This is a genomic window from Kosakonia sp. BYX6 (assembly GCF_038449125.1).
Classification (GTDB): Bacteria; Pseudomonadota; Gammaproteobacteria; order Enterobacterales; family Enterobacteriaceae; genus Kosakonia; species Kosakonia calanthes.
On record NZ_CP151800.1, the window covers coordinates 451,326 to 464,894 of the forward strand.

At 55.1% G+C, this 13,569-nt stretch carries 14 protein-coding genes; 9 read left to right on the forward strand and 5 right to left on the reverse strand.

The genetic code is table 11. The features are described from left to right. Positions 1-168 precede the first annotated feature (168 nt). The 6 genes from AAEY27_RS01890 to argD all read left to right on the forward strand — a co-directional run bounded on the left by AAEY27_RS01890 (position 169) and on the right by argD (position 5,131). Positions 169-1,467 carry a cytosine deaminase gene (locus AAEY27_RS01890; RefSeq protein WP_342323275.1) on the forward strand — a complete coding sequence of 433 codons (1,299 nt, stop codon included), beginning with the start codon at positions 169-171 and terminating at the stop codon, positions 1,465-1,467. A 155-nt stretch (positions 1,468-1,622) separates the two neighbouring features. Next, positions 1,623-2,195: a peptidylprolyl isomerase A gene (ppiA, locus tag AAEY27_RS01895; RefSeq protein ID WP_342323276.1), complete on the forward strand. Its 573-nt coding sequence runs from the start codon at positions 1,623-1,625 to the stop codon at positions 2,193-2,195. A gap of 105 nt (positions 2,196-2,300) precedes the next feature. Further along, on the forward strand, positions 2,301-2,471 hold the full coding sequence (locus tag AAEY27_RS01900) for a YhfG family protein (RefSeq protein ID WP_342323277.1): 171 nt from the start codon (positions 2,301-2,303) through the stop codon (positions 2,469-2,471). Next, positions 2,461-3,063 carry a putative adenosine monophosphate-protein transferase Fic gene (locus AAEY27_RS01905; protein ID WP_342323278.1) on the forward strand — a complete coding sequence of 201 codons (603 nt, stop codon included), beginning with the start codon at positions 2,461-2,463 and terminating at the stop codon, positions 3,061-3,063. The genes AAEY27_RS01900 and AAEY27_RS01905 overlap by 11 nt, the downstream gene beginning before the upstream one ends. Before the next feature lie 196 nt (positions 3,064-3,259). Continuing rightward, positions 3,260-3,823: an aminodeoxychorismate synthase component 2 gene (pabA, locus tag AAEY27_RS01910; protein ID WP_342323279.1), complete on the forward strand. Its 564-nt coding sequence runs from the start codon at positions 3,260-3,262 to the stop codon at positions 3,821-3,823. An 87-nt stretch (positions 3,824-3,910) separates the two neighbouring features. Beyond that, a complete protein-coding gene (gene argD / locus AAEY27_RS01915; RefSeq protein WP_342323280.1) occupies positions 3,911-5,131 on the forward strand; it encodes a bifunctional acetylornithine/succinyldiaminopimelate transaminase in 1,221 nt (406 codons plus the stop codon). Here argD and AAEY27_RS01920 read toward each other — a convergent pair. Next, positions 5,121-7,199 carry a YccS/YhfK family putative transporter gene (locus tag AAEY27_RS01920; RefSeq protein WP_342323281.1) on the reverse strand — a complete coding sequence of 693 codons (2,079 nt, stop codon included), beginning with the start codon at positions 7,197-7,199 and terminating at the stop codon, positions 5,121-5,123. The genes argD and AAEY27_RS01920 overlap by 11 nt on opposite strands. A gap of 48 nt (positions 7,200-7,247) precedes the next feature. Continuing rightward, positions 7,248-7,880: a cAMP-activated global transcriptional regulator CRP gene (gene crp / locus AAEY27_RS01925; RefSeq protein ID WP_000242755.1), complete on the reverse strand. Its 633-nt coding sequence runs from the start codon at positions 7,878-7,880 to the stop codon at positions 7,248-7,250. A 312-nt stretch (positions 7,881-8,192) separates the two neighbouring features. On the opposite strand from crp, the gene AAEY27_RS01930 reads away from it, so the two are divergent. Then, the gene (locus AAEY27_RS01930; RefSeq protein ID WP_342323282.1) at positions 8,193-8,597 is read left to right on the forward strand and encodes an OsmC family protein; all 405 of its coding nucleotides are present in this window, start codon (positions 8,193-8,195) and stop codon (positions 8,595-8,597) included. 27 nt (positions 8,598-8,624) lie between these two features. Here AAEY27_RS01930 and AAEY27_RS01935 read toward each other — a convergent pair whose 3' ends face one another. Genes AAEY27_RS01935 through AAEY27_RS01945 form a run of 3 tightly spaced genes read right to left on the reverse strand, consistent with a single transcriptional unit; the run spans position 8,625 to position 10,782 of the window. Then, complete coding sequence (locus AAEY27_RS01935) at positions 8,625-9,494, reverse strand: phosphoribulokinase (RefSeq protein ID WP_342323283.1); 870 nt, start codon at positions 9,492-9,494, stop codon at positions 8,625-8,627. A gap of 53 nt (positions 9,495-9,547) precedes the next feature. Further along, positions 9,548-9,766, reverse strand: a complete 219-nt coding sequence (locus AAEY27_RS01940; protein WP_342323284.1) for a YheU family protein — start codon at positions 9,764-9,766, stop codon at positions 9,548-9,550. Then, the gene (locus AAEY27_RS01945) at positions 9,763-10,782 is read right to left on the reverse strand and encodes a hydrolase (protein ID WP_342323285.1); all 1,020 of its coding nucleotides are present in this window, start codon (positions 10,780-10,782) and stop codon (positions 9,763-9,765) included. Before AAEY27_RS01945 ends, AAEY27_RS01940 begins: the two co-directional genes overlap by 4 nt. 268 nt (positions 10,783-11,050) lie before the next feature. Here AAEY27_RS01945 and mdcA point away from each other — a divergent pair, with 268 nt between their 5' ends. Together mdcA and AAEY27_RS01955 are read left to right on the forward strand one after the other, a co-directional pair. Further along, positions 11,051-12,706 (forward strand): malonate decarboxylase subunit alpha, encoded by a 1,656-nt coding sequence (gene mdcA / locus AAEY27_RS01950; RefSeq protein ID WP_342323286.1) that lies wholly within the window; start codon positions 11,051-11,053, stop codon positions 12,704-12,706. After that, positions 12,706-13,563, forward strand: a complete 858-nt coding sequence (locus tag AAEY27_RS01955; RefSeq protein WP_342323287.1) for a triphosphoribosyl-dephospho-CoA synthase — start codon at positions 12,706-12,708, stop codon at positions 13,561-13,563. The genes mdcA and AAEY27_RS01955 overlap by 1 nt, the downstream gene beginning before the upstream one ends. The last annotated feature ends 6 nt before the right edge of the window (positions 13,564-13,569 follow it).

Below are 13,569 nucleotides of genomic sequence, written 5' to 3' on the forward strand. Positions count from 1 at the left end.
ATACGCCTTCACCTACCACTTAATGAGTATATGACTGATTTTTATCGATTTTTATAAGTTACGGATATCGCAGGCATTTATGAATTGTGGAATTTGCATACGAAATATGAAGGTTTTTGGCATGACCTCTGATACAAAATATCTGAGGGAAATAGAGGGAGTAATGCGATGTCGGTAACACCACTTTGGTTAGTTCAGAATGTGCATTTACCCGATCGCGAAGGGCTATGGCAAATTGCGATTGAGCAGGGGCGTTTTGGTGAAATCACGCCGATGGGCGCGACGCACAGCGACAATCTTGAGGTGCTCAATGCGCGAGGCGGGCTGGCGCTGCCGCCATTCATCGAGCCGCATATTCACCTCGACACCACGCAAACCGCCGGAGAACCGAACTGGAACCAGTCCGGCACGCTGTTTGAAGGCATTGAGCGCTGGGCCGAGCGTAAAGCGCTGCTGAGCCATGATGACGTGAAAACGCGCGCCTGGCAGACGCTAAAGTGGCAAATGGCCAACGGCGTACAGCATGTGCGCACGCACATCGATGTTTCCGATCCTTCCCTGACGGCGCTGAAAGCGATGCTGGAAGTGAAAGCGGAAGTCGCGCCGTGGATCGATTTACAACTCGTCGCGTTCCCGCAGGAAGGCATTCTTTCTTACCCCAATGGTGCGGAATTGCTGGAAGAGGCGCTGTGTTTAGGGGCGGATGTGGTCGGGGCGATCCCGCATTTTGAGTTCACCCGCGAATACGGCGTTGAATCTCTGCATATCGCGTTTGCGCTGGCGCAAAAATATGATCGCCCGCTGGATATTCACTGCGATGAAATCGACGATGAGCAATCGCGTTTTGTGGAAACCGTCGCCGCGCTGGCGCTGAAAATGGGTATTGGCCCTCGTGTCACCGCCAGCCATACCACGGCAATGCACTCTTATAATGGTGCATACACCTCGCGCTTATTCCGTTTGCTGAAGCTTTCCGGCATCAACTTTGTGGCGAACCCGCTGGTGAATATTCATCTGCAAGGGCGCTTTGATGATTACCCGAAACGCCGTGGCATCACGCGGGTGAAAGAGCTGCTGGCGGCGGGCATAAATGTCTGCTTCGGTCACGATGATGTGTTCGATCCCTGGTATCCGCTGGGCACCGGCAATATGTTGCAGGTGCTGCACATGGGGCTGCATGTCTGTCAGCTCATGGGTTACCAGCAAATTGACCAGGGGTTGCGTTTGATCACCCATAACAGCGCCAGAACTTTTGGCCTGGTGGAGTACGGCATTGAACCCGGTTTTCCGGCAAATATGATTATTTTGCCTGTAGAAACAGGCTTTGATGCGGTACGTTGCCAGGCACCGGTTCGCTGGTCGATTCGCCAGGGGCGGGTGATTGCCAGCACGCAACCGGCACAAAGTTGGGTACAAATGGACCGCGGTGGTGAAGAAGTGGTGTTCAGCCGAACACCGCGAAAATAGCGCCCAGCCGGGATGTTGCGCCGCGCGTTGTGACGCGTCTGGCGTTACATCTGTTACCAAATACGTAAAATTAAGTAAAAGGCTAGCCTGCTGGCTGACTGCTCTTTAGAATCAAGCCACTCGCTTTCTTTACTGCACTTCGTTAAGGAAACCTTATGGTTAAATCGACTCTGGCGGCTGTTGCGGCTGTACTGGCCCTTTCTGCTATCTCCCCTGCTGCCCTGGCAGCAAAAGGCGATCCTCATGTTCTGCTCACCACATCTGCCGGTAATATCGAACTGGAGCTGAACAATCAGAAAGCCCCTGTGTCGGTGAAAAACTTCCTTGATTACGTAAACAACGGTTTCTATAACAACACGACGTTCCATCGTGTGATCCCGGGGTTTATGGTGCAGGGCGGTGGTTTCAACGAGCAAATGCAGCAAAAACAGCCTAACCCGCCGATTAAGAACGAAGCCGACAACGGCTTGCGTAATACTCGCGGCACCATCTCAATGGCGCGCACCGCCGACAAAGACAGCGCGACCAGCCAATTCTTTATCAACGTTGCGGATAACGCTTTCCTCGATCACGGACAACGTGATTTTGGTTATGCGGTGTTTGGTAAAGTTGTGAAAGGAATGGATATCGCCGATAAGATTTCGCAGGTGCCGACGCACGATGTGGGTCCTTACCAGAATGTCCCATCAAAACCGGTTGTTATCCTCTCAGCGAAAGTGCTGCCATAAGTTTTCCCCACACGGGCTGTTCGGCCCGTGTTCTGTTGCCTTCCGGCGTAACGTGAATTTTCTGCTTATAATTTGGGCAAGTACACGTCTAAACAGGGAGGCGCTATGAGCAAGAAACTCACCGACAGGCAAAAATCCCGTCTCTGGGAGCAGCAGCGCAATGTCAATTTCCAGGCCAGCAGGCGTCTGGAGGGCGTTGACAGTGAACTTGTGACGCTTAACGCCGAAGAAGCCAATGTGCGTCTTGAAGAACTCCGGAGGCACTATGAGCGATAAATTTGGCGATGGCCGCGATCCGTACCTCTTTCCTGGCCTGAACGTGATGCGCAATGTGTTAGGCATTCACGAGACACAGCGGCTGGAGCAAGCCGCTTATCAACTGACGGCATTACGCGCCGCAACGCTTGAACTTGGCCCTTTAGCGCGCGGGCTGCCCCATCTTTGCGCCATTCACCATCACCTTTATCAGGATGTGTTTGACTGGGCCGGGCAGGTTCGCGAAGTGGATATCTACGAAGGCGATACCCGTTTCTGCCATTTCGAATACATCGAGAAGGAAGGGAATGCGCTGATGCAGCAACTCGAAGATGAGGAGTGGCTGTGCGGGCTGGCGAAAGCCGAGTTTATTGAGCGGCTGGCGCATTATTACTGTGAAATCAATGTGCTGCACCCGTTCCGTCTCGGTAATGGTATTGCGCAGCGCATCTTCTTTGAACAACTCGCGTTGCACGCCGGTTTTTCTCTCGACTGGCGCGATATCGATCCCAACGACTGGAGCACCGCGAACCAGGCCGGTGCGATGGGCGATTTACAACCGCTGTATGCGATCTTCGGCAACGTGGTGAGCGAAGCGGTGGTAGGGGAGTAACATCATTTTGTCGGATGGCGCTGACGCTGATCCGACCTACAAAACCCAGTGGAGCGGATCATTTGTCGGCCGGATCAGCGTCAGCGCCATCCGGCGATTATCGCAGCCGAGCAGGTCTGCTCTGCAAACCCGTTTTTTATCCAGGCGAAGTGCCGTATAGTTTTGCGCAATTTGTACTGCATTCGGCTGAACTCACATGATCCTGCTTATCGACAATTACGACTCCTTCACCTGGAACCTGTACCAGTATTTTTGTGAACTGGGCGCAAGCGTGGAGGTAAGGCGTAACGATGAGCTGACGTTGGCGGAGATTGCCGCGCTGGCGCCACAAAAGATCGTTATCTCGCCGGGCCCGTGCACGCCGGATGAGTCTGGTATTTCGCTGGATGTCATTCGGCATTACGCCGGTAAATTGCCGATTCTTGGCGTTTGCCTGGGCCATCAGGCGATTGCGCAAGTGTTTGGCGCCACCATTGTGCGTGCGGCAAAAGTGATGCACGGCAAAACCTCTCCTATTACCCATCACGGCGCGGGCGTATTTACGGGTCTTAATAATCCATTAACTGTCACTCGCTATCATTCGCTGGTTATCGATCCGCCCACGTTGCCTGAGTGTTTTGAGGTCATGGCGTGGAGCGAAAGCGGGGAGATCATGGGTATTCGCCATCGGCAGTGGGATTTGGAAGGGGTGCAGTTCCACCCGGAAAGTATCCTCAGCGAGCAGGGCCACCAATTACTGCAAAACTTCCTGACACGGTGATTTCTGGTTGCCATGCAGTGATTTTTTATGCATATTTCGTGATTATATTTTCATAATCAATGCGACATAAAACTGGATGGGTATGACATGGCAACTCAGCAAGACGCCGTTACGCGCGCAACATTCGACGAAGTGATTCTGCCAATTTTCGCACCGGCCGAGTTTATCCCGGTGAAGGGAAAAGGCAGCCGTGTGTGGGATCAGCAGGGCAAAGAGTATGTTGATTTTGCAGGCGGTATTGCGGTTACCGCTTTAGGCCACTGTCACCCGGCGCTGGTGGAAACGTTGAAAACCCAGGGCGAAACGCTGTGGCATATCAGCAACGTGTTTACCAATGAACCCGCGCTGCGCCTGGCGCGTAAACTTATCGACGCCACTTTTGCCGAGCGCGTGGTATTTATGAACTCCGGCACCGAAGCCAACGAAACCGCATTTAAGCTGGCGCGTTTTTATGCATCTACGCGCCACAGCCCGTACAAAACCAAAATCATTGCTTTTCATAATGCTTTCCACGGGCGTTCGCTGTTCACCGTGACAGTGGGCGGCCAGCCGAAGTATTCCGATGGCTTCGGCCCGAAACCGGCCGATATCATCCATGTGCCGTTTAACGATCTGCATGCGGTAAAAGCGGTGATGGACGATCACACCTGCGCGGTCGTGGTTGAACCTATCCAGGGCGAAGGCGGCGTGACGGCGGCAACGCCGGAATTCCTCAAAGGTTTGCGTGAGTTGTGCAACGAACACAACGCACTGTTGGTGTTTGATGAAGTGCAGTGCGGCATGGGCCGCAGCGGCGAACTGTTCGCGTATATGCATTACGGCGTTACACCGGACATCCTGACCAGCGCGAAAGCCCTCGGCGGCGGTTTCCCGGTTAGCGCGATGTTGACCACCGAAGAGGTTGCCAGCGCGTTTCATGTCGGTTCACACGGTTCCACCTACGGGGGTAACCCGCTGGCCTGCGCCGTGGCTGGTACCGCGTTTGATATTATCAATACGCCGGACGTGCTGAATGGCGTCAATGAGAAACGCCAGCTGTTCGTTAAGCATTTGCAGCAAATCAACGAGAAATTCGACCTGTTTAGCGATATTCGCGGCATGGGGCTGCTGATTGGCGCCGAGCTAAAACCACAGTTCAAAGGCCGTGCGCGTGATTTCCTCTACGCGGCCGCCGAAGAAGGTGTGATGGTGTTGAATGCTGGCCCTGATGTGATGCGCTTTGCGCCCTCGCTGATCGTCGATGAAAAAGATATCGATGAAGGCATGCATCGCTTTGCGCAAGCGGTAGCAAAAGTGGTTAACGCGTAAGGCGTCGACGAAGCCAATTACCGTGATGCGGGCGCTGACGCCATGCCACTGACGAAATGGTGTGCATGGTGTTCAGATGCCCGATAATCCGCTGTAAATGCTGCTCCAGCGTGCTCATTGGCCCGTGCGTTAACGTCTCCGGTGCTTCCAGAATATTCACATCCCCCGATTCACCCGGCCCGTCATACTCCAGCCGTTGCTGACACCGTTGCAGGGCAATTTCGCATGACTGCAAATAGCGCTGTGCCAGTTCAGGCGTCAGCATGGTGTGCTCGCGCGCCAGCGTGGTCATCGCATTAATATGCTCAACGATAAACTGGCTGTGGGTGACCCACAGTTTCATATCGTTCAGGTAACGCGTGTTAAAACCCGGTTCCTGCATCGCCTGATTCAGCGAGTTAAACAACGCGTTATGCGCCTGGTTAACGCGCATACGCTGCCAGGCCAGCGGCGTGGCTTCTGGGTTATCACTGAGGATCAAGCGAATAGCGTCCTGATCGGTTTCCAGCGCGTCGTGCGCGTTCTGGCGCAGCAAGCCGCTTTGCCACTGCGGCCACAGCCAGACCATCCCGCCGAAGGCAATCAGGCAGCCAATCAGCGTATCAACAAGCCGGGCGATAATGAACTCATCGCCATTTAGCGTCAGGATCTGCAACGTATAAACGGCTGTAATGGTAAAACCGACCATCGCCCAGCCGTAGCTTTTGCGAATAATCAAATAGCTGACCAGCGTGATAAGCAGCATTGCGGCCAGCGTGAAACCGAGTGGCACGTGGAAGTGCAGGGTTGCCCCGGCGATCATCAGTCCCGCAAACGTGCCCGCTGCCCGGTGGACAATGCGCACCCGCGTCGCGCCATAACCGTTTTGCGTCACAAACATCACCGTCATCATGATCCAATACGGCTTCGGCAAGTTCAGGGCGCTGCCCATTAGGCTTGCGATACTGAGCATTACGCTGATGCGCGCGGCATTGCGCAGGGCGGCAGATTTTAGCGACAGATAACTTCTCAGCGCCGGGAAAAGCGGTAAACGGCGCTGCTTCTCGGCCATCAGATCGCGAATATAGAGCGGGCGCTGCGTACGCAGTACGCGGGCGATACGGCTGAAATGCCAGGCGCAAAACTGCCCGACCGGGTTGTCCGGGTGCTGACGGGCGATTTTTTCCAGCGCGCCGATTTGTTTCTCCATGGTGAAACGCGTCGGGTAGCGGTGATAAAGAATGTCATCCGCCAGCACGCGCAGGCGAGCGGCGACGGTTTGCGCATTCCAGCGAATAACCTGCTCGGCGTGGGTTTGCTCGACCAGTTTTTGCACTTCAGCAGGCTGATGCAAACTGACGGAGATATGCTCCTGCAAATCCAGCGCAACCTGAAAGACGCGCAGCAGGCGTTTGTAATCATTGTTTTTATTGGCCGCCAGCATGTGCAACTGCTGGTAGCACTGGCTTATTAAATCTACCGCTTTTTGCTGGCGGGCCAGCAGCGGCGGCAAGGCTTTTTCTGGGTCTGCGTGCTGGGTCAGCAGGCTATATTTTGCCTCGCAATAATCGGCCAGTTGCCGGTAGAGCAAACTGAGCGATTCGCGCAACGGCTGCTCGCGCCACATCCAAAACCAGAACCAGTTAAACAGCCCGTACCAGAGCGTACCCAGCGCGTAAATCAGTAGCGGCTCCCACACCGGCATATTCCCGGCGAGGCTCAACGTAAAGATAGAGGCAATCAGCGAGGCCGGTAATAAACGCCCATGCAGCGCGCTGATTTCCCCCGTTACGCCGAGCAGCAACGTCAGCACGGTCAGGATCAACGGCAAGGGAAAATCGTCGGCAAGCAGTAGTTGAACGGCCAGGCTACAGCCCGCAAACAGCGAGCCGCCAATAATCAGGCGTTTGAAAAAACGTTTGTGGGGTGTATCAAGACCGGCAATGTTGCAGCAGGCGGGAACGAGGGAGAACAGCAGACCTTGTTGTAAATGGCCGACCAGCAAACCAATCGCCACAGGCAAACACAACACCAGCGTTTGTCGCAGTGCGTAGTTGATCTCGGGGTGATAAATCAGCCTGCGCCACATGGGGAAAGAAAAACGGCGCACCGGATAAGCGATGCGCCGTTTTGCAGATTAACGTGTTCCGTAGACGACGATGGTTTTGCCGTGGGCGGAGATCAGGTTTTGATCTTCAAGCATTTTCAGAATGCGACCGACTGTTTCACGGGAGCAACCGACGATCTGACCAATTTCCTGACGCGTAATTTTAATTTGCATGCCGTCAGGGTGGGTCATTGCGTCCGGCTGTTTCGCCAGATTCAACAGCGTTTGCGCAATGCGGCCTGTAACGTCCAGGAACGCCAGGTTGCCGACTTTCTCCGAAGTCACCTGCAGGCGACGCGCCATTTGCGCGGAGAGACGCATCAGAATATCCGGGTTAACCTGGATCAACTGACGGAATTTTTTGTAGGAAATTTCGGCTACTTCACAGGCGGTCTTGGCGCGTACCCAGGCACTGCGCTCCTGACCTTCTTCGAACAGGCCCAGTTCACCGATAAAATCGCCCTGGTTGAGGTAAGAGAGGATCATCTCTTTACCTTCTTCATCCTTGATGAGCACTGCCACTGAGCCTTTGACGATGTAATACAACGTTTCCGCTTTTTCACCTTGGTGAATAAGCGTGCTCTTCGACGGGTACTTATGAATATGGCAATGAGACAAGAACCATTCGAGAGTCGGGTCTGTTTGCGGTTTGCCAAGCACCATGCGCGGTTATCCTCTGTTATAAGCTGGCTCCAGAAGCCGGGCGTAAGGGAACCCTGTTTCTGGGGTTGCAATCAAAGCTTCCCAAATCCCGGGAAGTGGACCGTCAGCGTCATCTGCGGCCTCTAATGTATGATGTCCTTTGCGTACATGCGTAACGTCAATGTATCTCTGTAGCATCCAGACTGTTTTAGCATAGCTTTTAACGCCTGTCTCCTGGTGTCTCGCTTCAGCATGACGCAGGTCGCCTTCCGTTGCGGCTTTTCTTATGTGCGCGTAATCTGTAAAGAAAATTGCAACTCCGGAGTGATGAAAATGCAGGCACGTGTGAAATGGGTTGAAGGGTTAACGTTCCTTGGTGAGTCCGCTTCTGGTCACCAAATTCTGATGGACGGCAACTCTGGCGACAAAGCGCCAAGCCCAATGGAAATGGTTCTGATGGCCGCAGGCGGGTGCAGCGCAATCGACGTGGTGTCGATCCTGCAAAAAGGGCGTCATAACGTCACCGACTGCGAAGTGAAACTGACCTCAGAGCGCCGTGAAGAAGCGCCGCGCCTGTTTACCCATATTAATCTGCACTTCGTCGTCACCGGTAACGCATTGAAAGATGCCGCCGTTTCTCGCGCGGTTGATCTGTCGGCAGAGAAATATTGCTCTGTGGCGCTGATGCTGGAAAAAGCGGTGAATATCACCCACTCCTACGAAGTGATCGAAGCCTGATTACGCAGCCCGGCGGCGCAGTCCGGGCTATATAATCTTTTTCCCTTCCATCAGCCGTTGTACCAGCGGCGTCATGATCAGTTCCATCGCCAACCCCATTTTGCCGCCTGGCACCACCAGCGTATCCATATGCGAGATGAATGAACCTTGCAACATTGCGAGCAACCACGGGTAGTCGATCCCTTCTAAATTGCGGAAGTGAATAACAACAAAGCTTTCATCCAGTGAAGGAATGCCTTTCGCGGCAAACGGGTTGGAGGTATCAACCGTCGGCACGCGCTGAAAGTTGATATGGGTGCGCGAAAACTGCGGCGTAATAAAGTTGATGTAGTCTTCCATCGACCGCACCACGGAATCCATCACCGCTTCACGGGAGTGTCCGCGCTCGCTGGTGTCGCGAATGAGTTTCTGGATCCACTCAAGGTTAACGATCGGCACCACGCCGACCAGCAAATCGACATAGCGCGCAACGTCATGCTGCGGTGTCACCACGCCGCCGTGCAGCCCTTCATAAAACAGCACATCGGTCGGTTCCGGCAACGGTTGCCAGGGCGTAAAAGTGCCCGGCACCTGGTTCCAGGGGACGGCTTCATCGTAAGTGTGCAGGTATTTGCGCGCCTGGCCCTGGCCGGTTTGGCCGTAGTCGCTAAAGGTTTGTTCTAACAGGCCAAAGTCATTGGCTTCCGGGCCAAAGTAGCTAATATGCCGGCCAAGATCGCGGGCCTTGCGGATAGCCATATCCATTTCCGGGCGGGTGTAGCGATGGAAGCTGTCGCCTTCCACTTCCGCCGCGTGCATGTTGAGTTGGGCGAAAATTTTACGAAAGGCGAGGCTGGTGGTGGTGGTTCCCGCGCCGCTGGAGCCTGTAACGGCGATAACCGGATGTTTGGCGGACATAGCTACTCCCTGAATCAACGATTATTTTCAGTATCAAAGCCGCCCGCACCCTGTCATTCGTGGAACTGCCCGCGCGGCATAATGTTCACCGTTTCGTGCAGTTCCGACCACACCAGCACGGCTTCGCCGTGTTGCAGTTGCCGTTTAACGTCGGCGACCTTTTGTTCAAGCGAACGCTCATGTTCACCATAATCGGTGCCTTCGCGCAAGACAAAGCTCTCAATCAGGTTGTCCAGCGTCTGCGCGTCAAGTTCTTGCCACGGAATAATCATGATGCTCCCAAATAGGCGGATAACCAGTCCGGGATGCGCTTCTCCAGCCACATTTCCGGGTGACGGAGTGTTCCGCCGACAAAACCAACGTGACCACCGTGTTCTGTCAGTTGATATTCAATATTCGTGGGTAAATGGCTGGCATCCGGGATCACGTTATGATCCATAAACGGATCGTCTTTGGCGTGGATAATCAGCGTCGGTTTGCGGATAAGCGGCAGCTGCGGCATGGCGCTACAGCGGCGATAGTAATCCAGCGCGTCGGCAAAACCGTGGATTTTCGCCGTGATCATGTCATCAAACTCCCGAATTCGCCGCACCTTTCGCAGCGCCGGCAGCGTGGTTGGCAAAGAACCGGGGTAGGCCCTTAATTTGCGCGCGGCATTGGCTTTCAACAAGTTCAGCAAATAGCGCTGATAAACGCGCGAAAAGCCCTTTTCCATATGATAACTACAGGCTTCCAGCATCAGCGGCGCCGAGACAATCACTGCCGCATCGACAGGCAAACTGTCATCCGCTTTCGCCAGCAAGCAGCCGAGCATATTGCCGCCCAGCGAGTAACCCACGGCGGCGGTCGGTACCGGGCCGAACTCTTCGCGCAACCAGTGCAAAAACCAGGTGCCATCCTCAGTTTCACCGGAGTGATAAATCCGACTCAGGCGGTTTGGTATGCCGCTGCACCCGCGAAAATGCATCACCACGCCCAGCCAGCCGCGCTGTTTTGCCGCATGGATCAGGCCATGTGCGTAAGGGCTGTGCAGGCTGCCTTCCAGACCATGAAACACCACAAGGCGCGGTTTATGGCGGGCTTGATACGGCTCTTCGCTCCACGCGAGATCAACAAAATCCCCGTCTGGCAGTTCAAGGCGCTGCCACCAGGGTTCGAATTGCAAACGGCGGCGAATCAATCGCGGCAGCATGGTTTGTAGATGCGGATTGCTCGCACCCCGCATCGGCTGGAAATAGTGTGAAACGCCTTGATCTTCAAGGAGATTCGCAGGGGTAATTTCTGCCATTTCGTCTTCTAATCTCTGTAAACCGGCGAACATTATACGTGCGAATAATTGAGCCGTTTAATAATTTGCGGCTCCTGTATAGGTTAAAAGCGCCCCATAAAGCTTTTCTTACCTGCCTAAACTGATCTGCATCACAAATTGTCACTTTGATTATTACTCTCAGGCTAATGATTTAGCCAGCACCTTAATTGATGCATTTCTCACCGGAGCGCAGACTACGTTCAGTGTTAAGCAAGTCAAAATGATGAGCTGAATCAGGAGGTTAATAATGTTATCTGGGCAAAAGCCAGCACAGGTATGGAACACGCGGCGTAGCGAGAAACAGCGTCGCCTGGCGTCCATTCCCGTGCAAGGCAAGGTACTGCCGACCGGCGATCTTGTCGCCATGCTGGAAAAACTGATCGCTCCGGGCGACCGCGTTGTACTGGAAGGGAACAACCAAAAACAGGCTGATTTCCTCTCGCGCATGCTGGCCGAAGTGAACCCGCAGAAAGTGCACGACCTGCACATGATCATGCCAAGCGTCGGGCGTAGCGAACATCTTGATATTTTTGAGAAAGGTATCGCCCGCAAACTCGATTTCTCCTTCTCCGGCACGCAAAGCCTGCGCATTTCGCAACTGCTGGAAGATGGGCAACTGGAAATCGGCGCAATCCACACTTACATCGAACTTTACGCCCGCCTGTACGTTGACCTGTGCCCGAATGTGGCGCTGATTGCTGGTTACAAAGCAGACCGCAAAGGCAACCTGTACACCGGACCAAGTACTGAAGACACGCCCGCGCTGGTGGAAGCCGCCGCGTTTCGCGACGGGATCGTCATTGCGCAGGTCAACGAACTGGTTGACGACGAATGCGATCTGCCGCGCGTGGATATCCCCGGTTCGTGGATCGACTATGTGGTGGTTGCTGACAAACCGTTCTTCATCGAGCCGCTGTTCACCCGTGACCCGCGCCTGATCAAGCAAGAACACATCCTGATGGCGATGATGGCGATTAAAGGCATCTACGCGGAACATCAGGTGCAGTCGCTCAACCACGGTATTGGTTTTAACACTGCCGCTATCGAACTGCTGCTGCCAACCTACGGCGAACAGCTCGGCCTGAAAGGCAAAATCTGCAAACACTGGACGCTGAACCCGCATCCAACGCTGATCCCGGCAATTGAAAGCGGCTGGGTCGAAAGCGTGCACTGTTTCGGCGGTGAACTGGGGATGGAAGAGTACATCCGCGCCCGCCCTGACGTGTTCTTTACCGGTGCCGATGGTTCGATGCGCTCCAACCGCGCGTTCTGCCAGTTAGCCGGTCAATACGCCGTGGATATGTTTATCGGTTCGACCTTGCAGATTGATGGCGATGCCAACTCCTCAACCGTTACCCGTGGACGCCTGGCCGGTTTCGGCGGCGCGCCAAATATGGGCCATGACCCGCACGGTCGTCGCCACGCAACACCGGCCTGGCTGAACATGATCACCGAACCTAACCCAATGGAACGCGGAAAAAAACTGGTTGTGCAGATGGTCGAAACCTTCCAGGCCGGCGCCAAACCGACTTTCGTGGAAAGCCTCGACGCGGTGGAAGTGGCGAAAACCTCCGGCATGCCGCTGGCGCCGGTCATGATCTACGGCGATGACGTCACACACGTGCTGACCGAAGAGGGGATTGCTTACCTCTATCGCGCTGAAAGCATGGAAGAGCGCCGTGCGATGGTCGCTGCGGTTGCCGGTATCACCGATATCGGTCTGGGCGTTGACGCCAAACGCGTCGCGCAACTGCGCCAAAGCGGCAAAGTGGTCTACCCGGAAGATATGGGCATTCGCCGCACTGATGCCACGCGCTCACTGTTAGCAGCCAGCAGCGTCGCTGACCTGGTGGAATGGTCCGGCGGTCTTTACAACCCACCTGCGAAATTCCGGAGCTGGTAATGAAACTTCTGCCACGGATTGAAGCTGAAGGCGGTGCCGAATGGCTGGCGCGAGCCGCCACACAGTGTCTGATTGACGAAGCACGATTAAGCCCGAAGCCCGGTCTGGTGGACAGCCGGGGGAGTGGTGCGCACCACGATTTAACGCTCGATCTGATGGAGCGTTCCGCGCACAGCCTGACCCCCACGTTTCAGGCGCTGGCGCAACAAAGCTGGCTGCGGCCAGCGGATGTCGCGCTCAGACAAACCATAGGGCGTCTTGGTCGGGACGGCGAACAGCAGATGATGGCGGCCACCAATGGCGTGAATACCCATCGCGGCGCGATTTGGGCGCTCGGATTGCTGGTTAGCGCGGTGGCCATGTCAGGCGGCAGCGACTCGGCAGAGACCATTACCGCCACCGCCGCACGGCTGGCGCAGTTGCCGGATGACGCGGCGCCAAAAGTTTTCAGCAAAGGCCTTCGCGCCACGCACCGCTACCGGGTGCCGGGCGCGCGTGAAGAAGCCCAGCAGGCGTTTCCGCACATCATGAAACTGGCCCTGCCGCAATTGCAGCAAAGCCGCCAGCACGGCAGCGATGAAACCGAAGCGCGGCTAGATGCGCTGATGGCCATCATGACCTCGCTGAGCGATACCTGCGTGTTATCCCGCGCGGGCATGGAAGGACTGGAGACGATGCGCCACGGCGCAAGCGCGGTGCTGCAAGCCGGTGGTGTTGCGCATCCGAACGGGCAGCGGGCGCTTGCTGAACTGGACAGAAAAATGCTGGCGCTGAACGCCTCGCCGGGTGGCGCGGCCGATTTACTCGCCGCCACGCTGTTTCTCGATCGCGTTACGACGCCTTATTTAGCGAATTAAGAGGAA